At 57.7% G+C, this 21,439-nt stretch carries 18 protein-coding genes and 1 tRNA gene; 7 read left to right on the top strand and 12 right to left on the bottom strand.

Annotated elements, in window-relative coordinates; all coding sequences use genetic code 11:
* The first annotated feature begins 1 nt into the window (after position 1).
* Positions 2-2,029, top strand: coding sequence for a ComEC/Rec2 family competence protein (locus ACR0NE_RS05890; protein ID WP_170595512.1), 2,028 nt, complete (start codon positions 2-4; stop codon positions 2,027-2,029).
* Here ACR0NE_RS05890 and lexA read toward each other — a convergent pair.
* From lexA to ACR0NE_RS05860, 6 genes are all read right to left on the bottom strand, one after another.
* The gene (gene lexA, locus ACR0NE_RS05885; protein WP_170392970.1) at positions 2,023-2,721 is read right to left on the bottom strand and encodes a transcriptional repressor LexA; all 699 of its coding nucleotides are present in this window, start codon (positions 2,719-2,721) and stop codon (positions 2,023-2,025) included. The two genes, ACR0NE_RS05890 and lexA, sit on opposite strands and share 7 nt — an antisense overlap.
* Positions 2,722-2,791: 70 nt before the next feature.
* Positions 2,792-3,964 (bottom strand): molybdopterin molybdotransferase MoeA, encoded by a 1,173-nt coding sequence (locus ACR0NE_RS05880; RefSeq protein ID WP_170595515.1) that lies wholly within the window; start codon positions 3,962-3,964, stop codon positions 2,792-2,794.
* Positions 3,961-4,434, bottom strand: coding sequence for a cyclic pyranopterin monophosphate synthase MoaC (gene moaC, locus ACR0NE_RS05875; RefSeq protein ID WP_170595517.1), 474 nt, complete (start codon positions 4,432-4,434; stop codon positions 3,961-3,963). The genes ACR0NE_RS05880 and moaC overlap by 4 nt, the downstream gene beginning before the upstream one ends.
* Positions 4,434-5,246 (bottom strand): indole-3-glycerol phosphate synthase TrpC, encoded by an 813-nt coding sequence (gene trpC / locus ACR0NE_RS05870; RefSeq protein ID WP_170392973.1) that lies wholly within the window; start codon positions 5,244-5,246, stop codon positions 4,434-4,436. The genes moaC and trpC overlap by 1 nt, the downstream gene beginning before the upstream one ends.
* Positions 5,243-6,262 carry an anthranilate phosphoribosyltransferase gene (gene trpD / locus ACR0NE_RS05865; protein WP_170421815.1) on the bottom strand — a complete coding sequence of 340 codons (1,020 nt, stop codon included), beginning with the start codon at positions 6,260-6,262 and terminating at the stop codon, positions 5,243-5,245. The genes trpC and trpD overlap by 4 nt, the downstream gene beginning before the upstream one ends.
* Positions 6,259-6,840, bottom strand: coding sequence for an anthranilate synthase component II (locus tag ACR0NE_RS05860; protein ID WP_170392975.1), 582 nt, complete (start codon positions 6,838-6,840; stop codon positions 6,259-6,261). The genes trpD and ACR0NE_RS05860 overlap by 4 nt, the downstream gene beginning before the upstream one ends.
* Positions 6,841-7,037: 197 nt before the next feature.
* On the opposite strand from ACR0NE_RS05860, the gene ACR0NE_RS05855 reads away from it, so the two are divergent.
* Positions 7,038-8,519 (top strand): divergent polysaccharide deacetylase family protein, encoded by a 1,482-nt coding sequence (locus tag ACR0NE_RS05855; RefSeq protein ID WP_480459334.1) that lies wholly within the window; start codon positions 7,038-7,040, stop codon positions 8,517-8,519.
* Between the two features lie 24 nt (positions 8,520-8,543).
* On the opposite strand, the gene trpE is transcribed toward ACR0NE_RS05855, so the two are convergent.
* The 5 genes from trpE to fabI form a co-directional block, all read right to left on the bottom strand.
* Positions 8,544-10,055 (bottom strand): anthranilate synthase component I, encoded by a 1,512-nt coding sequence (gene trpE, locus ACR0NE_RS05850; RefSeq protein ID WP_170595521.1) that lies wholly within the window; start codon positions 10,053-10,055, stop codon positions 8,544-8,546.
* Positions 10,056-10,067: 12 nt separating this feature from the next.
* On the bottom strand, positions 10,068-11,909 hold the full coding sequence (locus ACR0NE_RS05845) for a SurA N-terminal domain-containing protein (RefSeq protein ID WP_170660552.1): 1,842 nt from the start codon (positions 11,907-11,909) through the stop codon (positions 10,068-10,070).
* 81 nt (positions 11,910-11,990) lie between these two features.
* Complete coding sequence (locus ACR0NE_RS05840; protein ID WP_170595525.1) at positions 11,991-13,166, bottom strand: aminotransferase; 1,176 nt, start codon at positions 13,164-13,166, stop codon at positions 11,991-11,993.
* Positions 13,167-13,205: 39 nt separating this feature from the next.
* Positions 13,206-13,715: a xanthine phosphoribosyltransferase gene (gpt, locus tag ACR0NE_RS05835; RefSeq protein ID WP_170392980.1), complete on the bottom strand. Its 510-nt coding sequence runs from the start codon at positions 13,713-13,715 to the stop codon at positions 13,206-13,208.
* Between the two features lie 6 nt (positions 13,716-13,721).
* On the bottom strand, positions 13,722-14,528 hold the full coding sequence (gene fabI / locus ACR0NE_RS05830) for an enoyl-ACP reductase FabI (RefSeq protein ID WP_170405951.1): 807 nt from the start codon (positions 14,526-14,528) through the stop codon (positions 13,722-13,724).
* A gap of 134 nt (positions 14,529-14,662) precedes the next feature.
* Here fabI and pdxH point away from each other — a divergent pair, with 134 nt between their 5' ends.
* The 4 genes from pdxH to ACR0NE_RS05810 all read left to right on the top strand — a co-directional run bounded on the left by pdxH (position 14,663) and on the right by ACR0NE_RS05810 (position 16,508).
* The gene (gene pdxH / locus ACR0NE_RS05825) at positions 14,663-15,268 is read left to right on the top strand and encodes a pyridoxamine 5'-phosphate oxidase (RefSeq protein ID WP_170405948.1); all 606 of its coding nucleotides are present in this window, start codon (positions 14,663-14,665) and stop codon (positions 15,266-15,268) included.
* 117 nt (positions 15,269-15,385) lie between these two features.
* A complete protein-coding gene (locus ACR0NE_RS05820) occupies positions 15,386-15,913 on the top strand; it encodes a cold-shock protein (protein ID WP_170392983.1) in 528 nt (175 codons plus the stop codon).
* A 7-nt stretch (positions 15,914-15,920) separates the two neighbouring features.
* Positions 15,921-16,388, top strand: a complete 468-nt coding sequence (locus ACR0NE_RS05815; protein WP_170392984.1) for a DUF192 domain-containing protein — start codon at positions 15,921-15,923, stop codon at positions 16,386-16,388.
* A gap of 43 nt (positions 16,389-16,431) precedes the next feature.
* Positions 16,432-16,508, top strand: a tRNA-Pro gene (locus ACR0NE_RS05810).
* A gap of 8 nt (positions 16,509-16,516) precedes the next feature.
* Here the strand turns inward: ACR0NE_RS05810 and ACR0NE_RS05805 are convergent.
* Positions 16,517-16,951: a hypothetical protein gene (locus ACR0NE_RS05805; RefSeq protein ID WP_170392985.1), complete on the bottom strand. Its 435-nt coding sequence runs from the start codon at positions 16,949-16,951 to the stop codon at positions 16,517-16,519.
* A gap of 544 nt (positions 16,952-17,495) precedes the next feature.
* Here ACR0NE_RS05805 and ACR0NE_RS05800 point away from each other — a divergent pair.
* A complete protein-coding gene (locus ACR0NE_RS05800; RefSeq protein ID WP_170595527.1) occupies positions 17,496-21,113 on the top strand; it encodes a vitamin B12-dependent ribonucleotide reductase in 3,618 nt (1,205 codons plus the stop codon).
* Positions 21,114-21,439 lie beyond the last annotated feature (326 nt).

Below are 21,439 nucleotides of genomic sequence, written 5' to 3'. Positions count from 1 at the left end.
CATGCGTGTTCTGACACGGGTCGAGACCGCATTGCTGACCCAGCGGGGACACTTGTTTCCGTGGTCCCCGATCTGCCTGGCGGTCGGGATTGGTTGGTATTTCAGCCTCAGGTTCGAACCCGAGGTTGAGCTCTATGTCGGCGTTCTGGCGCTTGCCTTGCTGGCGCTTGCCTCCACCCGTTGGATGGGGGCCGCGTGGTCACCGCTGGCCACTGGCTTAGCCCTGATCGCGATGGGGTTCGCTCTGGCCGGGGCGCGGGCACATATGGTTGCGGAGCCGGTCCTGCAATGGCGTTACTATGGCCCGGTCGAGGGGAGGGTCGTAGCGCTGGACCGCTCTGCGTCGGATGCGCTGAGGGTGACATTGGATCAGGTGCGGATCGGGGACGTTCCTGCTGATCAAAGACCCCGGCGCATCCGGCTGTCTATTCACGGGGAGTCAGTTGCGCTGTCCCCGGGTCTGCGGATTATGACCACAGCACATCTTTCGCCGCCGCAAGGGCCAGTTGAACCCGGAGGTTTTGATTTTCGCCGCCACGCCTGGTTCCAGCAACTCGGCGCTGTTGGATACACTCGGGTTCCGGTCTTGACGTCGGCTGCGGTGCAAGATGGTTTGGACGGAGTGCGTATCACGGCCTGGCGCATGGAGATCTCGGATCGGGTGCGCACGATCCTGCCGGGCGAAGTCGGGGGCTTTGCCGCCGCCGTAACTACCGGTGATCGCAGCGGGATGGGGCAGGCCTCGTTAGAGGCGTTGCGCGCGTCCAACCTTGCTCATCTTCTGGCGATTTCGGGCCTTCACATGGGTTTGTTGACCGGTTTCGTTTTTGTGGCGTGCCGCATGGGGTTCTCAATGGTACCTGTCATCGCGCTTCGCATGCCCGTACGCAAGGTGGCCGCGCTCTGTGCGTTATTCGCGTCGACAATCTACCTGCTTCTGTCTGGTGGGAACGTCGCGACTGAGCGCGCCTTTGTGATGGTCTGCGTTATGCTGGGGGCCGTATTGCTGGACCGGCGCGCGATTTCATTGCGGGCGGTGGCCGTGGCTGCGCTGATTGTTCTTACCTTTCGTCCAGAAACTCTTTTGAGCCCCGGATTTCAGATGTCTTTTGCAGCCACAACCGCCTTGGTAGCAGGGTTTGGCGCGTTGCGGGACTATGGCCCAATGCCAGGCCCAAAATGGCTGCGGCCTGTGCTGGCCTTGTTGACATCCTCGGCGATCGCGGGGATCGCGACAGCTCCGATCGGGGCGGCGCACTTCAACGCTATTTCACACTACGGGTTGTTGGCAAATCTCGTCTCCGTGCCCGTCATGGGAACGCTGGTCGTTCCAAGTGCGGTGGTCGCCGCCCTTCTTGCACCTTTTGGGCTTGAAGCGATTGCATTGCACGTCATGGGTCTTGGGCTGAGATGGATCCTTACCGTTGCCAATTGGGTCGCGGGACTGGAGGGCGCGCGCGGGTACGTAGTAAGCCCAGACTATTTCGTATTGCCTGTTCTGGCTCTGTCTCTTCTGTGGCTAATGCTGTGGCAAGGGCACGCACGGTGGCTCGGCATCGCCCCGGCAGCATTGGCGATAGCGCTGTGGGGTCAGGGAAGCCGCCCAGACGTGCTGATCGCCGATACCGGCGGGCTGGTCGGAGTGATGACTGAACACGGGCGCGCGCTGAGCAAACCGAAAGGCAGCGGATTTATCGCGTCGGTTTGGCTGGAAAATGACGGGGACGGGGCAGATCAACCAAAGGCCGCTTTGCGATGGCCAGAGGCATCAGCGGGAATTCAACGTTTTCTGCTGGGAGACAAAGAGCTTGTCCACTTGACTGGCAAGCGGGCTGCGAGCGCCTTTCAGGAATGCAGGAAAGATCAGATCATTGTCGCCCCGGTGTCGTTGACTTTGACCGGTGAATGCAGCGTTTACGATACGGAATTTCTGCAGAAGACAGGCAGTCTTGCGTTGTCCAAGGGGCGTTTGTTCGCGAGTTCTGATATCTCAGGCCGCCGCCTCTGGTCCCCCAAGCTGCCTCAGTAGCTTCGGATCAAGCCTACCAGGCGGCCCTGAACTTTCACCTTGTCCTCTGGCAGCACGCGGGTCTCATAGGCCGGATTTGCCGCTTCCAGCGCAATGGCCTGACCTCGGCGGAAAAACCGTTTCAGCGTGGCTTCCTGATCTTCCACCAATGCCACCACGATGTCACCGTTGTCAGCGGCCGTTGTTTCGCGGATCACCACGACATCGCCATCGTTGATACCGGCGTCGATCATCGAGTCGCCACGAACCTCAAGCGCATAATGTTCACCACGGCCCGAAACCATCGAGCCCGGTACCGCAACGCGGTGCGAAACATGGCTGATCGCTTCGATCGGTACACCGGCAGCAATCCGGCCCATAACAGGCAATTCCATCGCATCAACTGTGACGGGTTCAAAGTTCGCGGGGCGTGGACCTTCAGGGCGATCGCCTTCAATCACACGCGGTTTGAAACCTGCCGTGGGCTCTCCCCCAAGGCTTTCTGGCAGCTTGACAATTTCGATGGCACGGGCTCGATGGGCAAGGCGGCGGATAAAGCCACGTTCTTCCAGCGCGGTGATCAGTCGATGAATCCCGGATTTTGACCGTAGATCCAACGCGGCCTTCATCTCATCAAAACTGGGCGGAACACCGTCCGCTTGCACGCGTTTGTGGATGAATTCCAGCAAATCCAATTGCTTCTTGGTCAGCATTGCTCATACCTCGTCGCTCATGCGTTTTCTTTTGTTCTACGCATGTTCACGTTTTGTGTCAACGGATTTGCTAGATCGGCAGGTAAAGGACCTCATCCCCGGCCTCGCGCGCGGGATCGTGGGGTTGGCGTACCAATAGTGCATTGGCTTGCGCCAAAACACTTAGCAGCGAGCTGTCCTGATCATCACAGGCGCGGATGCCGCCGCTGTCCAACACCGCCCGCATATAATGCTCACGCGGGCCATTTTTTCCGAGCGGGGCAGAAAGGCGGGCGCGCTTGAACGGGTTCAGGACCCTTTCGATCCCCGACATGCGGCGCACCATCGGGATAAGAAACAGATAGCCGCACACCATGGCACTGACCGGGTTTCCGGGTAGACCGACCATCGCAGCATGCCCAAGCCGCCCGGCCATCAGTGGTTTACCCGGTCGCATGCGTATCTTGTAGAACGATTGCTTCAGCCCAAGACCTTCCGAGACATCCGCAACCAGGTCGTACTCGCCAACCGACGCCCCTCCGATTGTCACCACAAGGTCAGCGCCCTGTGCCAAGCAAAAAGCTGTTTCTAATGACGCTAAGGTATCTTGTGCGATAGGAAGTACACGAACTTGTGCGCCAGCGTTTTCCAGTAACGCCTTAAGACCAAAGGTATTTGAGGCGATGATCTGATCGGGGCCGGGTGTTTCTCCGGGCATCACCAGTTCGTCACCGGTTGAGATTAGTGCAACCACGGGTTTGCGGGTCACAGGGACCGAAGCGATGTTCATCGCTGCCATTAATGCGACATCTTCGGGTCTGAGCTGGCGCGGGGCCGTGATCTGCGTACCGATGCTGAAATCGATCCCCGCAGGGCGGATATTGGCCTTTTCACCGGGGGCGTCGGTTATGGTGATCAGATCACCGCGTCGGTCGACATCTTCCTGTATGACGATGAAATCTGCACCATCCGGCACAGGCGCACCAGTGAATATACGCACAGCTTGGCCGGGTCCGACGCTTCCAGCAAAGCGACGTCCGGCCGCTGCTTCGCCAACCACTTTGAACATTGCGTGCAGTTCGACTTCGGCCGCCTTGACGGCGTACCCATCCATCGATGACGCAGCAAAGGGCGGCTGATCACGCGTTGCTGCAACGTTTTCTGCCAGGATACGACCGGCAGCCTCGGCAAGGGCAACCGTTTCTGCGGGCAGCGGTGAGACCAGATCGAACAGCAGAGCCCGCGCTTCTTCAACCGAGATCATGATGCCTCGTAACGCCCTGATTTTCCGCCGTCTTTCAGTAGAACACGAATGCCGCCGATCTCCATCGATTTGTCCACGGCCTTCGCCATATCATAAACCGTCAGTGCGGTTGTCGAGACTGCTGTCAGCGCTTCCATCTCTACGCCGGTCTGGCCGGAAGTCTTTACTGTCGCTTCAATCTGAACGCCGGGAAGGTCCGGGTCTAAGCTCAGTTCAATGGCGACTTTGGTCACGGGTAGCGGATGACACAGAGGTATCAGGTCAGGCGTTTTCTTGGCGCCCATTATGCCCGCAAGTCTGGCAACACCAAGAACATCGCCTTTCTTAGCGCGTCCTTCTGAAATGATATCAAAGGTTTCCTTCGCCATCTTGATGTATCCAGATGCAACCGCAACCCGGTCGGTGACAGCCTTGTCGGACACGTCCACCATATGGGCCTCACCTTTGGCATCAAAATGGGTCAGCGGCATCACATCACTCCGGGAATGAGCGGGTTGGCGAGCAGTGCTCGAGTTGCCGAAGCTACATCATCCTGACGCATCAGGCTTTCACCAATAAGGAAACAGCGCGCACCGTAGCGGGCGATATCTGCGAGGTCCGCCGGAGTGCTAAGGCCGCTCTCGCAGACGATCGTGCGATCCGCTGGAACCAGCTTTGACAGATGACGAGTTGTATCAAGAGTCGTCTCGAAGGTCTTGAGATTGCGGTTGTTTATCCCGATCAGCGGGCTTTTCAGCTGCGATGCCCGCTCAAGCTCGTCTGCGTCATGGACCTCGATCAGAACATCCATGCCCCAGTCAAACGCGGTTTGCTCAAGCTCGGCGGCCTGTGCATCGCTGACCGATGCCATGATGATCAGGATGCAATCCGCACCCAATGCACGCGCTTCGACCACCTGATAGGGGTCGTACATGAAGTCCTTCCGCAATGCTGGCAACGAACAGGCCGCGCGCGCTTCGGTCAGAAAGGACTTGTCACCCTGAAAGCTAGGCGTGTCCGTCAGAACCGACAGGCAAGCCGCGCCGCCCTCTTCATAAGCTTTGGCAAGCGCGGGCGGATCGAAATCAGCGCGGATCAGACCTTTGGACGGGCTGGCCTTTTTGACCTCGGCGATCAATCCGTACCCCTTGCGCATAGCCGAATGCAGGGCTTCGGCAAAACCGCGTACCTCGGGTGCGTTCCGTGCCTCAGATTCTAGTGTTTCCAGAGGCTTATGCGCCTTATCCGCAGCGATCTCTTCCAGCTTGTACGCTTTGATTTTGTCCAGAACGGTCTCGGTCATGCGGCTTCCTGTGTAATGCGCGCCAGCGCGGTGATCTTTTCACGGGCCTTGCCGCTATCAATGCTTTCTGTGGCCATCGAAACGCCCTCGCGCAGATCGCGTGCCGCATCTGCAACGACCAGCGCCGCTGCCGAGTTTAGCAACACCGCGTCGCGGTAGGCTGAAGGTGCCCCATCCAGCAGGGCGCGGAAGGCGACCGCGTTCTCTTCGGGCGTGCCGCCGATGATATCTTCGAACGGATGCACCGGAAGGCCTGCATCTTCGGGGTGAAGCTCGACCTCTTTGACAACGCCGTCCTCAACTGATGCGACCCAGCTGACCCCGGTGATCGTAAGCTCATCCGTACCGTCTGAGCCGTGGACTAGCCAGGCATGTTCAGCCCCAAGCAGACCCAGAGTTTCGGCCATCGGGCGGATCAGGTCGCGGCTGAACGCACCGGTCAGTTGGCGCTTCACTCCGGCGGGGTTGGTCAGGGGCCCCAGAATGTTGAAAATCGTGCGCGTACCCAGTTCTTGCCGCGAGGGCATGACATGGGCGATCGCCGGGTGGTGCATCGGGGCCATCATGAAACCGATACCGACTTCTTTCAGCGCTTTTTCAACAACTTCCGGGCCAACCATAACGTTAATACCAAGCTGCCCAAGAGCATCTGCTGCGCCGGATTTCGAGCTCAGATTCCGATTACCGTGTTTTGCAACGGTGACACCGGCGCCAGCCGTCACAAAAGCCGTGGCTGTCGAGATATTGAGTGTACCTTTGCCGTCGCCCCCCGTGCCAACGATGTCCATCGCGCCAGCGGGAGCTTTCACTGCATTGCATTTCGCGCGCATTACGGCGGCGGCGGCGGCGTACTCCTCGACCGTCTCGCCGCGCGTGCGCATTGCCATCAGCAACCCGCCGATCTGGCTGGGCGTGGCGGCCCCATCAAAGAGGATGCCAAAGGCCTGTTCAGCCTCGGCACGGGTCAAAGGTCGATCGGCCGCAGCACCGATCAGAGGTTTCAGAGCGTCGCTCATGCGGGGACTTTCATTTCGTTCAGGAAGTTCTTGAGCAGGGCGTGACCATGCTCGGACGCGATGGATTCCGGGTGAAACTGGACGCCGTGGATCGGCAGTTCTTTGTGCTGCAGACCCATAATCGTGCCATCCTCAAGCTCGGCCGTGATCTCAAGGCAATCGGGCAGGCTTTCGCGTTCTACGACAAGCGAATGATACCGGGTGGCCTCGAAGGGCGAGGGCAGGCCAGCGAATACACCTTTGCCGGTGTGTTTCATCGTGCCCATTTTCCCGTGCACGATCTCATGACAGCGCACAACCTTGCCGCCAAATGCCTGTCCGATGGTTTGATGCCCCAGACAGACCCCCATCAGCGGTGTTTGCGTCTCGGCCGCGGCTTCGGTCAGGGCCAGACAGATGCCCGCCTGATCGGGATCACAAGGGCCGGGGCTGAGCAGAATACCAGCCGGGTTCATCGCCATTGCTTCCTGCACATCCAGCGCGTCATTCCGGCGCACAACCATCTCAGCCCCGAGCTCACCCAGATAATGAACGAGGTTGTAGGTAAACGAGTCATAGTTGTCGATCAGCAGCAGCATTTGGGCACTTATCTTCCTATGGGCATTTCGGGCTGGCGATGCAGTCCCTGAGCGCGGTATAATGTCGGGACATACATGCTCAGGCTTGTGCGGCAGCGTCAAGAGGACATACCCAACTTGACACCGTGCAGGTGAGCGTCGCGGAAGATGGCGTCTGGGCAGATGAGGCACGAAACAACGCGAGAGGCGAGATTTCGATGAGCGGATTTTACGGTGGAGTGATCGCCGGGGCGGTCTCGGTATTGGCACTAGGCGCGGTTCTTTCGCTGACAACTCCTTTGTCACGTAAACCAGATGTGACGGCAACCGCGCCCGAAGTGGCTGATACTCCGCAGCCCTTGGAGGCTGCGAAAGTTGAAGAAAGCAATGCCGATGCCGATCTGGTTGAGTTGCCACCATCCGGCCCTGAAACCCCCGATCTATCGTCAGATTCGCTGGATGGCCTGGCAGGTATCGAGCTTGAGCCCGGTGCCCGTCCTGAGGCGGGTGGAGCACCGACCGTAGCCGAGGCACCTGCAGCGATCTCATCTTCTGACGTGACCGTTCAAACCGAAGCGCCCGCGGCACCGCCAAATCCACTTGCCGAACCGACCTCGCCACAACAGGAAGCCGAACCGGCAGCGCTCGCGGACGCTCCAGCAGCGCCTGCGCCCGAGGAAGCCCCGGAACCGCAGGTTGCGGAAGAAACGCCCAAGGAGGTCCCTCAGGTCGCAGCCCTGCAGCCTGAGACCGTCGAAGTGCCGGATGCCGCGCCAGAGGCTGAGGAAGCGGAACCCGTGCCTGATGAAAATCCAATCGCGGTTGAGGGTGAAGAAGATACCCGCCCTGTACGTCAGCCGCGCGTATTGACCCTGCCGCAAATTGGCGGAGAGGGGGCCACAGGTTCCGGTTCGTTGATCGGCAAGCGTGTCGTGCCCCTAACCGAGAGGGATGACCCGCCCGTCGAACAAGCCGTGATTACTCCAGAAGTGGTGGCCAAGCCCATCGAAGCACATGCTGCCACCTTCGAAAACCCAGAATCCAAGCCATTGATGTCGATCATTCTGATCGATGATGAAGGGGCTTTTGGGGCCGAGGCGTTGAAGGATTTCCCATACCCGCTAAGTTTTGCCGTCAGCCCGTCTGACCCGAATGCAACGGAAAAAATGGCCCGTCATCGCGAGGCTGGATTTGAAGTATTGGCCTTGGTTGACATGCACGAAGCCGCCAGTGCTCAGGACGCTGAGGTGTCGTTGTCGGTGTGGTTGGATCAATTGCCTCAAACCGTTGGCATTCTGGAAGGTGTCGGAAGCGGCATTCAGGGCAACCGAAAGCTGGCTGATCAGGTTGCGGCGATTGCCGGAGATACCGGGCGCGGGCTGGTGACGCAGGACAATGGTCTAAACACTGCGCAAAAGCTTGCAGCGCGCAACGGCATTCCATCCAGCGTAGTGTTCCGCGATTTCGATGGTGCCAAACAGGACCCCAAGATCATGCGGCGTTTTCTGGATCAGGCAGCCTTCCGCGCCGGACAGGAAGGTGCCGTGGTGATGCTGGGTCGTCTGCGTCCCGAGACGATCTCGGCCCTGTTGCTGTGGGGGCTTGAGGATCGCGGCAGCCGCGTGGCGATGGCCCCAATTTCTGCCGTGATGATGAAAGAAGTCCAGCAGGGCGTTGCCGGATCGCTGACGGACGGGTGATGGCAGCGACCATCCGCCACCCCTCTAGCTGTTTCCGCTGCCTGTAAACCGCGCCGCATCCGCAGCCGCGCGGCGAATGGCGTTCGATTTATGGACGGTCTCCATGTATTCCGCTTCTGGGTCGCTGTCATAGACAACGCCGCCTCCAGCTTGGATATACAGTTTGTGGTCTTTCACAATGGCCGTCCGCAGCGCGATGCACATATCCATGTCGCCGCCTGCGCTGAAATACCCGACACCGCCACCGTAGATGCCGCGCTTTTCAGGCTCCAACTCGTCGATGATCTCCATCGCGCGCACTTTGGGCGCGCCTGATACCGTGCCTGCGGGCATTCCGGCAAAGAACGCGTCCAATGCGTCCTTGTCTTCGGCCAGTTCACCGACCACGTTTGATACGATGTGCATCACGTGGCTGTAGCGCTCGATGATGAACTCTTCGGTAGGACGCACGGTTCCAATCTTAGAAACACGCCCGGTGTCATTGCGGCCCAGGTCCAGCAACATGAGGTGCTCGGCCAGTTCTTTCTTGTCGGCCAGCAGGTCGATTTCGTTGGCCTTGTCTTCTTCGGGCGTCGCGCCACGCGGGCGGGTACCCGCGATTGGGCGGATCGTGACCTCATTGCCGAAGACGCGCACCAGAATTTCTGGGCTTGCGCCTACGACCTGAAAGCCGCCGAAGTTGAAATAGAACATGAATGGCGATGGGTTGGTACGCCGCAGCGAGCGGTAGAGGGCAAATGGCGGTTGTGGAAAATCCTGTGTCCAGCGTTGGGCCGGGACGACCTGAAAGATATCACCCGCACGGATATATTCCTTGGCCTTTTCAACGGCTTCCATATAGCCCGATTTGGTGAAGTTAGAGACAGGAGCCCCTACTTCAATTGCGTCACCCAGATCGCGCGTCTCGGCCGGCATGGCACGCTCAAGATCACGCACGGCATCCATCACACGCTCGGCAGCCTGCGCATAGGCGGCTTTGGCGGTTTGCCCCTCGCTGACCCAGGCGGGCGACACCACGGTAACCTCGCCTTTGACGCCGTCCAACACAGCAATGACCGAGGGGCGCAGCATGATCGCATCGGGCAGGCCCAACGGGTCAAGGTTCACATCCGGCAGGTATTCCACCAACCGGACCATGTCGTAGCCCAGATAGCCAAACAGGCCAGCGGCGGCCTGCGGCAGGTCATCGGGAAGCGCGATGCGGCTTTCAGCCAACAAGGCGCGCAAGTTGTCCATCGGGTTGCCATCCTGTGGCTCGAACGCCTCGGCATCGAAGCGGGCTGATCGGTTCAAGGCCGATGTCTCGCCTTGACAGCGCCAAATCAGATCGGGCTTCATTCCGATGATCGAATAGCGCCCACGCACTTCACCCCCGGTTACCGACTCGAGCATGAAGGCGTCTTTCTGAGCGCCTGTCAGTTTCAGCATCAGTGAAACCGGCGTATCCAGATCAGCGGCGAGGCGGGTATAGACGACCTGATTTTCGCCCGCATCATAAGCGCGCGCGAAACTTTCGAAATCCGGGGTCAGGGCCATGTTCTGTCTCTTTTAGTAACTGGCCCGTACCGCGTTCAGCGCTTGCTGATCCAGCACAGGGCGTGCGCGTGTCTGGGCATTGCGCACATAGATGTCAAAGATGTTCTGCGCCAGCGCCTGGCTCAATTGCGCAGCCAGTGCATCCTGCATCTGGCGTTGCTCATCGGTTTCCGCCGGAGGCAGCTCTTCATCCAGACGCACGATCAGGGCGTTACCGTTTCCGGGAATGACACGCAGCTCACCAGGGTCCATTTCAAACACCTGAGTCATGAAGTCCACGGGAACATCCTCGAGGAATGCGGTACGTGTCAGCGCATTTTCGACGCGGAAGGGCAGGCCAGTGGCGGTAAAGTCGCCATCTGTTGCCAGCTGGGTCAGAACCATGTTGCCCTGGTTTTGCAGCGCTTTCGCAGTTTCTACCTGCAGCCATGCCTCGGCGACACGGTCACGGGCGCTTTCCAGAGGTTCCGGGCGCGGCTCTAGCACTTCATTCAAGCGCAGCGCAAAGATCGAACCATCTTCAAGGAACGCGACCTCTGGGAAATCACCTTCTTGCACAGCCTCAGCCACTGCGCGGAAGCCGTCATACGCGGCGACGCCATCGTCGCTTTGCTGGGTCCAGTCGATCTGACCCAGTTCCATCTCGGTCTCACCGGCCAGTTCTTCCAGTGTTGCGCCGCCTGCAAGCAGGTCGTTGATGTCTTCGGCCTGTGCTTCGATCTGACGGCGCGCTCGGTCGGCGGCGAGTTCTGCACGAAGTTCGGGTTCGGCGTCTTCGAAACTGACATTGTTCTCGGCCAGCGATCCATTGATCCGGAACAGGGCAGGGCCGAAAACCGTAGGAAGCGGGCCGACCACATCGTCGATCTCGGCGGCAAACACGGCGTCGGCTGCATCGCCCAGATCTTCACGTGTGACATCGCCCAGATCAACATCGCTCAGCTCAAGCTGACGTTCGCGGACCAACTGTTCGAAATCGGCCCCGCCAACTTCAAGTTGTGCCAGCGCCTCGGTTGCGGATTCTTCGCTGGGATAGGGCAGACGCTCGACCAAGCGGCGCTCGGGTTGGAAAAATTCGTCAGCGCGTTGGTCGTATAGACGGCGCAGAGAATCTTCGTCCACTTCGATCGTGTCGAGCAGCATGTCGGGCGACAGAATGGCGTAGGTCAGTTGCTTGGTGCGGGGCAGGGTGAACTGATCGGTATTCTCATCGTAATATGTCTGAATCTGCGCGTCTGTGGGTTGGGCCACGGGCGTTTCGAGAAGGTCGGCTGACAGGGTCGCCACGGTAAAGCTGCGGCGGGCCAGCACATAGTTCGACAAAGCCTCGGTCAGCGTACGGGGCATTTCAACACCGCTCATGACCGCACCCTGAACGATGGTGCGTGAAGATTCTTTGCGCAGATCCGATTCGAATTCGGAATCGGTCATTCCGACCTGTTCCAGCTGAAAGCGATAGGCTTCGCGGTCGAATGTACCGTTTACACCTTGGAACGCCGGTATCTGTACAATCTCGTCCTGCAGGTTCTCGTCACCGATCGAAATGCCAAGCTGTCCGACCTCGTTATCGATTGCGGCCAGCGCGATCAGGCGCGAAAGGGCAAGTTGATCGAGGCCAAGATCATGTGCCTGCGAAATCTGCATTGCCTGTCCGGTTTGTGCTTCGACGGCCCGGATCTCGCGCTGAAGCTCACGAAAATACGCGTCGACCGAAATGCTTTCATCACCGACCTGCGCAACCGTACGCACGGTTCCGGTCAGGCTGGTGGCGCCAAAGCCCGCAAGGCCCAGCATCAAAAGACCCATGAGAATCCAGACAAAGGTTTTGGATAGGTTTTTCATGCCTGCGGCCATGGTGCCCTCTTGGTTTTGTCGGCAAATGTCTGCCCAGTCGGTTGCGGCCCTGAATACGATGCGTGCAGCCGGGGGGCAAGCTTAGAAGGACAAGCCCTGCAATCGGTCGAACAATTGCGCGATACCGGCGCGGTCGAGGTTGGCAAATGCTACACGAACCTGCCGCTTTCCCGCGGAATCGCCCTCTGGCATGAACATGGTACCCGGCAAAAGCAGTATACCTGCCTCGGGTACCAGCCGTCGGGCCAATTCGTCGGAAGCGATGCCAAAGGGATGTTCGAGGTAGGCAAAGTAAGCGCCAAGTCCCAAAAGACGCCAGCCTTTGTCTTCAAGGCGTGGCATTCCTTCTGCAATGGCGGCTCTTCGGTCGAGAATTTCATCTCGTTCACCCGCAACCCATTGGGTCAAGTTCCGCATGCCCCAAAGCGCGGCAAACTGGCCGATCTGGCCGGGGCAGATCGCGACCGTGTCCAGAAATTTTTCGATCTCCGCCAACAGGGCGGGGCTGGTTGAAATCGCGCCGACACGGTGACCGGTCAGGCGATAGGCTTTTGAGAACGAGTAGAGATGGACAAACGTATCGTCCCAACCCGATTGCTGGAACAGGTCATGAGGCGCGCCTGATCGACTGTCGAAATCGCGATAGGTTTCGTCAACCAAAAGACGAAGCCCCGTTTCCCGCGCAAGATCAAAGAAGCGGCGCACCAAGTCCGCAGGGTATTCGACACCACCGGGATTGTTCGGCGTCACCAACGAAATCGCCCGTGTCTTTTCGGTGATAAGGGCGCGGGCGCGTTCCGGATCGGGAAGCAAATCATCGTCTGTGGGCAAATCAACGGTTTTTACCCCAGCCATATCCAGCCACATCTTGTGATTGAAATACCAAGGAGTCGGAAGGATCACCTCATCCCCCTGATCGGTAATTGCCGAAATCACGGCTGAAAAGGCCTGATTGCAGCCCGAGGTGATTGCGATCTGATTCGCCGTTACCTCAGCCACATAATGTGCGCTGATCTGAGCCGCGAGCTCGGACCGCAGGTCATCGTTGCCCAGAACCGGGCCGTAAAGATGTGCGCTGTCCTGCTCGACTGCGAATTCGGCCATTGCTTGCCGCAGCGCTAACGGGGGCGGATCGACCGGGGCCGCCTGACTGACATTGATCAACGGACGGTCAACCGCGAACTCGACCCCGTCCAGCCAACGGCGTGCCTCCATCACCGGAGGGGCAAAGGTGGCGGCAGTGCGGGTCATTGTCATGGTGAGTCCGTGATTTCAGCGCTTATGAAAAACGCTTGATTAATCGGTGCCCCGATAGGGTTCGACATATTGCAGCGCCATGTCCCATGGGAAGAAAATCCATGTGTCCTGACTGACCTCGGTAATGAAGGTGTCGACCATCGGACGGCCCTTGGGCTTGGCGTATACGGTCGCGAAATGCGCTTTGGGGAACATCTCGCGCACCAGTTCCAGCGTTTTGCCGCTATCGACCAGATCGTCGATGATCAGAATACCGGTGCCATCACCCATCAGATCAGCATTGGGCGCTTTGAGAATTTCTGCTTCGCCCTGCGCCTGATGATGATAGGATTTCACGCTGACAGTATCGACCGTACGGATATCCAGTTCGCGGCTGACGATCATCGCGGGGGCCATGCCGCCACGTGTAATTGCCACGACTGCACGCCAAGCGCCGTCATCTGGTCCTTGCCCATCCAGACGCCACGCAAGAGCGCGCGAGTCGCGATGAATTTGATCCCAGCTGATGTGGAAGCCTTTTTCGTGTGGCAGGCGGTCCTTGGCGCTCATGGTCTGTTATCCTTTTTCAACGTCCGGCGCGTCGACGGCCTTCATGCCGACGATGTGATAGCCTGAATCCACGTGCAGATTCTCACCTGTCACTCCGCTGCTGAGATCAGACAGCAGATACAGGGCCGATTTACCAACATCATCGATGGTCACATTCCGGCGCAGGGGCGAGTTATACTCGTTCCACTTCATGATGTAACGGAAATCGCCGATGCCGCTGGCCGCGAGCGTTTTGATCGGGCCTGCCGAGATTGAATTCACGCGAATGCCGTCTTTGCCCAAATCCTCGGCCAGATACTTTACGGACGCCTCAAGGGCGGCTTTGGCAACACCCATTACATTGTAGTGTGGCATGACCTGTTCGGCGCCGTAGTAGGTGAGGGTGATCGCACTGCCGCCTTCGTTCATCATTTTTTCCGCGCGCTGCATAACGGCGGTGAAAGAGTAGACCGAAACATCCATCGTCAGGTTAAAGTTCGCGCGCGATGTGTCGACGTAGCGCCCGCGCAATTCGTTCTTGTCAGAAAAGCCAATGGCGTGGACGACGAAATCCAGTTTACCCCATTTCTTTTCGAGCGCGCTGAAGAGTTCATTAATTGATTCTTCATCGCTGACGTCACAGGGCAAAACGATCTCGCTGCCCAACTGCGCCGCCAATGGATCGACGCGTTTTTTTAGGGCGTCCCCCTGATAGGAAAAGGCCAACTCGGCCCCGGCGTCGGACAAGGCGCGGGCGATACCCCATGCGATTGATTTGTCATTGGCCAGTCCCATGATGAGGCCGCGTTTTCCGGCCATCAACTGATTTGACATCTTCGGTTCTCCGCCTGTCGTCGCATTGTGTTCGGTTGGTTTATGCCATTGATTGTCCTGCTTCAAGGCCATGCGCTCTTGCCCGCAGCGGGTTCTCGCCTTAGGGTCATGTTAATTGTTTCCTGGGGATGGAAATGAACGAGCATAATGGCATCTTCGCCGGGGCTGATCCGTTTGAAATCGCGGATCGGTGGCTGGCCGAGGCAGAAAAGACCGAACCGAATGATCCTAATGCGATTGCTTTGGCAACCGTGGACCCGGAAGGTTTGCCGAATGCCCGTATGGTTCTGCTGAAGGAAATCGAGAAGGACGCGTTTGTTTTCTATACGAACTATCACAGCGCAAAGGCTCAGGAGTTGGACAGCGCCCACAAAGCGGCTTTTGTGATGCATTGGAAATCTTTGCGGCGACAAATCCGTGTTCGTGGTACAATCACCAAGGAAGATGGGCCGCAGGCGGACGCATACTACGCCTCGCGCTCGCTCAAAAGCCGCTTGGGTGCTTGGGCGTCACACCAGTCGCAACCGCTGGAAAGTCGTGCATCCCTGATGGCCGAAGTGGCTAAAGTGACCGCAAAGTTGGGTACCAACCCGCCTCGCCCTGAATTTTGGGGGGGATACCGTGTAACACCTGTCGAAGTCGAGTTCTGGGCCGATGGTGCCTTCCGGTTGCATGACAGGTTTCAGTGGAAGCGACAAAATGTCGATTCCGACTGGCAAGTGCTGAGGTTAAATCCATGACGTTCGCGTTGCGTGAAATGCAACTGTTTGCAGACAATAGCTTTTTTCAGCTTGAATTTGCGAGCCAAAACATAAACAAGAAACCCTTAACGACTTGCCTATCGTAATGGGAAAACAGTGCCAGAAGATCTGAACAGCATGTACCGCGTCCGTGGACACGTAAAATGGTTCGATCCCGCCAAGGGATACGGATTTGTTGTGTCTGACGAAGGCGGCCCGGACATTCTGTTGCACGTCAACGTGCTGCGAAACTTCGGGCAAAGCTCGGTCGCGGATGGCGCCGGCATCGAGATCATGACCCACAAAACTGATCGCGGTGTTCAAGCGGTCGAAGTGATCAGTGTTGACCCGCCTGTTCGCGCGGAAACCATGATGTTGGCCGATTTTGCCGAGCTTGATCCAACCGTGATCGGCAGCGCTCCGCTTGAGGCTGCGCGCGTCAAATGGTTCGACAAGGGCAAAGGGTTTGGCTTTGCCAATGTTTTCGGCAGCAGTGAAGACGTATTCCTGCATATCGAGGTGCTACGTCGTTCTGGGTTGGCAGATCTGCAACCGGGCGAAGCGCTGGCCATGCGGGTCATTGATGGCAAGCGCGGAAGAATGGCCGCGCAGGTTCTGGCCTGGGAAGCGGCCCTGAACGACTAGGTTCTGAATGATGAGAACGGCTTTCGTACTGGCGCTCCTGAGTTTTTTGATTGGCGGGATCGCGCGGGCAGAATGCCGTCCGGATCGTGTCGAGCTTCGAAATGATCTGGCAGAGGTTCGCTTCGACGTTGAACTGGCCATCACACCGAAAGAGCGATCGCGCGGATTGATGTTTCGCGAAAGCATGCCCAACAGATCTGGAATGTTGTTTGTTTTTGATCCCCCTCAACCTGTTGCGTTCTGGATGAAGAATACCCTGATTCCGCTTGATATGATCTTTGTTGATCGCGCGGGCACTGTGACGCGTGTGCACGAAGGTGCAATTCCGGGGGATCTGAGCCCAATCGAAGGCGGCGATTCGGTTTATGCAGTCCTGGAAATCAACGCTGGCCTAGCCGAGCGTTACGCCATTCGGCCTGGATCGCAGATGCGCCACGAAGTTTTTTCGCAAGGTCCTGCAATTTGGCCCTGTTAGGGCTTTTCAAATCAGATCGGCACGTTTAGGAAGGCGCACGGTCCGGGGCGTGGCGCAGTCTGGTAGCGCACCTGTTTTGGGTACAGGGGGTCGTAGGTTCGAATCCTGCCGCCCCGACCATTTTTCCTCTACACTGGCGTTCCGCCATAATCGGTGTAGAGCTTGGAAAAATCCCTGTCCAAATCTTTGCTTTCAATAGGTATTCTAAGAGTTGAACCATCTTTCTGCGGAACCAGAAAGTACAACTCTGCGTCCACGCGATACCCGGCCTGATTCTTGGTCGAGCTCAGCCGCGTTACGATCTGCGGCAAGTTCTGCGGATAACCGTTGAAGCTGAGAATCAAATACGCCGTTGCCTCGGGCGGCAAGGTCTCGCGGCATTCAAAGATGCTTGCGGTGGTCTTGATATACTTGTCGCCCGGCCCCGCGCAGTCGGTCCTGAAGGAATTGAAAAGGTTCTGCGGATAACCGTCGAATTGCGCGCTGCGAGATGCAGGTGGTGCTTCCTGTGATGTGCAGGACACGATTAGCGCCACAATAGTTAACAATGAAATCAAACGCATGTAGAGTAGATTTCCCATCCAGAAATGTCTTGTGATTTCAAGTATGGCACGCGCTGCGATGTCGTGACGATGATTCTCTGAGCATGTCCTTAACGCGGGATCGGTTGATCAATGACCTCTAACTGTGGCGGAAAACACGAGAAATCACTCTGACACATCAAGGCGGAATGGGCTGCTCGTCCGGGACATGTCTGTGGAGGAATCGCGATGCGGCGAAATTCCGCCGGTTCAGCAAAACAGGTCAAGCTAAAAGATTCCAAAAATGACCGAAAAAGCCCGTTGACCAACTATGGGAATATACGTCAGATTGTATGGGCCGAAAGACGAGCCACTAAATCTGGTAGGCAATGACCAGAAAAGGCATCGGGCGAGGGACGGAAAGCATACCACTATGACGTAGACCGTATTCGCGGTTCTGCGCTGTTCTAGGCAGCGTCCGGTCCCTTGCGTCTCAAATTCGTCGGTAGTGCGGGCGGCACCCCGCAGCATCAAGATTTAGTGCCGGGACTTGAAATTTGGACAGATCGAAGCTGGGGCAGCGGACATGAAGATTGAAAGAAAATTCACCAAACCGGGACTGGATGCATATGCCGATCTGGATTTTGTGTCCGCAACATCCGAGATTCGCAATCCGGATGGCACAATCGTGTTCCGTCTGGACGAGATCGAAGTGCCTGCAAAATGGAGCCAGGTGGCTAGCGATGTCATCGCACAGAAGTACTTCCGCAAGGCCGGTGTTCCTTCCAAGCTGAAGAAGGTTAAGGAAAAGGACGTTCCCGAATTCCTGTGGCGATCGGTTCCTGCGGAAGATGCTGAATTTGATGGCGAAACCTCATCGAAACAGGTTTTTGATCGTCTGGCCGGCGCGTGGGCTTATTGGGGCTGGAAGGGCGGCTATTTCTCGACTGAAGAGGACGCGAGCGCCTATTTTGACGAGATGCGCTATATGCTGGCGACCCAGCGTGCAGCTCCGAACTCGCCGCAGTGGTTCAACACCGGTCTGCACTGGGCATATGGGATCGATGGCCCGGCGCAGGGGCACCACTATGTTGACTACAAAACCGGCAAGCTAACCAAATCGAAATCCGCTTATGAGCATCCGCAACCGCATGCGTGCTTCATCCAGTCGGTCGACGATGATCTGGTCAACGAAGGCGGCATCATGGACTTGTGGGTGCGTGAGGCGCGCCTGTTTAAGTATGGCTCGGGCACCGGAACCAACTTCAGCCATCTGCGTGCAGAGGGTGAAGCGCTTTCGGGTGGCGGCAAGTCTTCGGGCCTCATGGGATTTCTCAAGATCGGCGACCGCGCCGCTGGCGCGATCAAATCAGGCGGTACAACCCGTCGGGCAGCAAAGATGGTAATCGTCGATGCAGATCACCCGGACATCGAGCAATTCATCGAATGGAAAGTGATCGAAGAGCAGAAGGTGGCCTCGATCGTTGCCGGATCGAAGATGCACGAGAAGATGCTGAACGGTATTTTCGAGGCCATCCGGTCTTGGGACGGCTCTGCCGATGATGCCTATAATCCAAACGCAAACGACGCCCTAAAAAATGCGGTTCGCGAAGCGAAAAAGGTTGCGATCCCAGAGACTTACATCAAGCGCGTTCTGGACTACGCCAAGCAGGGTCACGACAGCATTGAATTCCCGACCTACGATACGGACTGGGATTCGGAGGCTTATAGCTCGGTCTCGGGCCAAAACTCGAATAACTCGATCCGGGTGACCAATGCGTTCCTGACCGCAGTTGAAAAAGACGCGGATTGGGAACTGATCAACCGCACCGACGGCAAGGTTGCTCGTACAGTCAAAGCACGTGATTTGTGGGAAAAGGTAGGCCACGCCGCATGGGCCTGTGCCGATCCTGGCATCCAGTTCCATGATACTGTCAACGAATGGCACACTTGCCCCGAAGACGGTGAAATCCGCGGTTCGAACCCGTGTTCGGAATACATGTTCCTCGATGACACTGCCTGTAACCTGGCGTCGATGAACTTGCTGACCTTTTTCAAGGACGGTGAGTTCCAGGCGGCGGATTACATGCACGCCTCACGGCTTTGGACGCTGACGCTGGAAATCTCGGTGACCATGGCGCAGTTCCCGTCTAAGGAAATTGCGAAACTCTCTTACGACTTCCGCACCTTGGGTCTGGGATACGCTAACATCGGCGGCCTGTTGATGAACATGGGTTACAGCTACGACTCGGATGAGGGGCGTTCGATCTGTGGCGCGCTGACCGCGATCATGACCGGTGTGGCCTATGCGACCTCGGCAGAGATTGCAGGCGAGCTTGGCCCGTTCAAAGGATATGAGCGCAACGCAGAACACATGCTGCGCGTCATCCGCAACCACCGTCGTGCGTCGCAAGGAGTGACCGATGGTTATGAAAAACTGGCTGTTAAGCCGGTGCCTCTGGATCACGACAATTGCCCGGATAAGCGTTTGATCGATCTGGCCATGTCAGCTTGGGATGAAGCGCTGAGCCTCGGCGAAAAGAACGGTTATCGCAACGCGCAGGCCACAGTTATCGCACCAACCGGCACCATCGGTCTGGTGATGGATTGCGACACGACCGGGATCGAACCGGACTTTGCTCTGGTCAAGTTCAAGAAGTTGGCCGGCGGTGGTTACTTCAAGATCATCAACCGCTCGGTGCCTTCGGCGCTGGAAAAGCTGGGCTATTCCTCGGCTCAGATCGAAGAGATCGTGGGTTATGCGGTTGGTCATGGCACCATCGGCAACGCGCCGGGGATCAACCACACCTCGCTGACCGGTCATGGTTTTGGCCCGAACGAGTTGGCAAAAGTAGATGCCGCACTGGAAAGCGCGTTCGACATCCGGTTCGTCTTCAACCAGTGGACGCTGGGTGAAGACTTCTGCACCGGCGTTCTGGGCATCCCGGCGACCAAGCTGAATGACCCGACTTTCGATTTGCTGCGCCATCTGGGCTTTACCAAGGCGGATATCGACGCGGCCAACGACCATGTTTGCGGAACCATGACGCTGGAAGGTGCGCCGCATCTGAAGGAAGAGCACTATTCGATCTTCGACTGCGCCAACCCGTGCGGCAAGAAAGGCAAGCGTTTCCTTGGGGTTGATAGCCACATTACCATGATGGCTGCAGCGCAAAGCTTTATCTCGGGCGCGATCTCAAAGACGATCAACATGCCCAATGACGCGACCATCGAGGACTGCCAGAAGGCATACGAACTCAGCTGGTCGCTGGGTGTGAAGGCGAACGCGCTGTACCGCGACGGCTCGAAACTGTCGCAGCCTCTGGCGGCGGCGCTGGTCGAAGATGACGATGAGGCAGCCGAAGTACTAGAAAGCGGTTCGACGCAAGAAAAAGCCGTCGTTCTGGCCGAGAAGGTGATCGAGAAGGTTGTGGTCAAGGAAATGATCCGCAGCCACCGCGAGAAACTGCCGCATCGCCGCAAGGGCTATACCCAAAAGGCGATCGTTGGCGGCCACAAGGTCTATCTGCGGACTGGCGAGTTCGAAGACGGCAAATTGGGCGAGATTTTCATCGACATGCATAAGGAAGGCGCTGGCTTCCGGGCGATGATGAACAATTTTGCCATCGCCGTGTCGGTCGGCCTGCAATACGGTGTGCCGCTGGAAGAGTTCGTCGATGCGTTCACCTTCACCAAGTTCGAACCGGCTGGGATGGTGCAGGGCAACGACTCGATCAAGAACGCGACGTCGATCTTGGATTATATCTTCCGCGAACTGGCCGTTTCCTATCTGGACCGCACCGATCTGGCCCATGTGAAACCCGAAGGTGCGACCTTCGACGATCTGGGTCGCGGCGAAGAGGATGGTCTGTCCAACGTATCGGAAATCAGTGAAAGCGCGGCAACCAAATCTCTGGAAGTGCTGAAACAAATCAGCTCGACTGGGTATCTGCGCAAGCGGCTACCGCAGGATCTGATGGTCTTCAATGGTGGTCAAGCCGACGTGTCCGGTATGGCCGAAACCGCAGCGACATTCGAAGCACCCGCTGAGACGGCGGTTGCGACCGGAATGGACGCCCGTACCAAAGCCAAGATGCAAGGGTACGAGGGCGATCCATGCGGCGAATGCGGAAACTACACGCTGGTGCGCAACGGCACCTGCATGAAATGCAACACCTGCGGCGCAACTAGCGGGTGTAGCTGAGTTTAGCGCCCCGGCAACCCGGGGTGCAGGGGTCGGATGCTGCCACAGTAACCGGCCCCGACGAATACGAAGCAAGGCGCTGAGACTTACCATCGATGCCTTGTTTCACTCGGCCGACATGCCCGTGTCGGCCGGGAACAGGGTGGGGCGGAATATTTGCTCCCTCCCACTCTCTCACGGGACGGGTGCGCTCGTCCCATGCGCAGTCCAGGCCGCAGGCAAAAAAACACCGGGCGGTCAACGAAATGAGCCTGGAAGGCGAAACTGACAGGGGGCTTCGGCCCCCTTTCTTTTTTCAACCCCGAGTCGCGGATCTGAGCAGGGCT

The sequence above is a fragment of the Ruegeria sp. C9 genome, from assembly GCF_056537585.1.
This window is presented reverse-complemented; position numbering and strand designations above follow the sequence as displayed.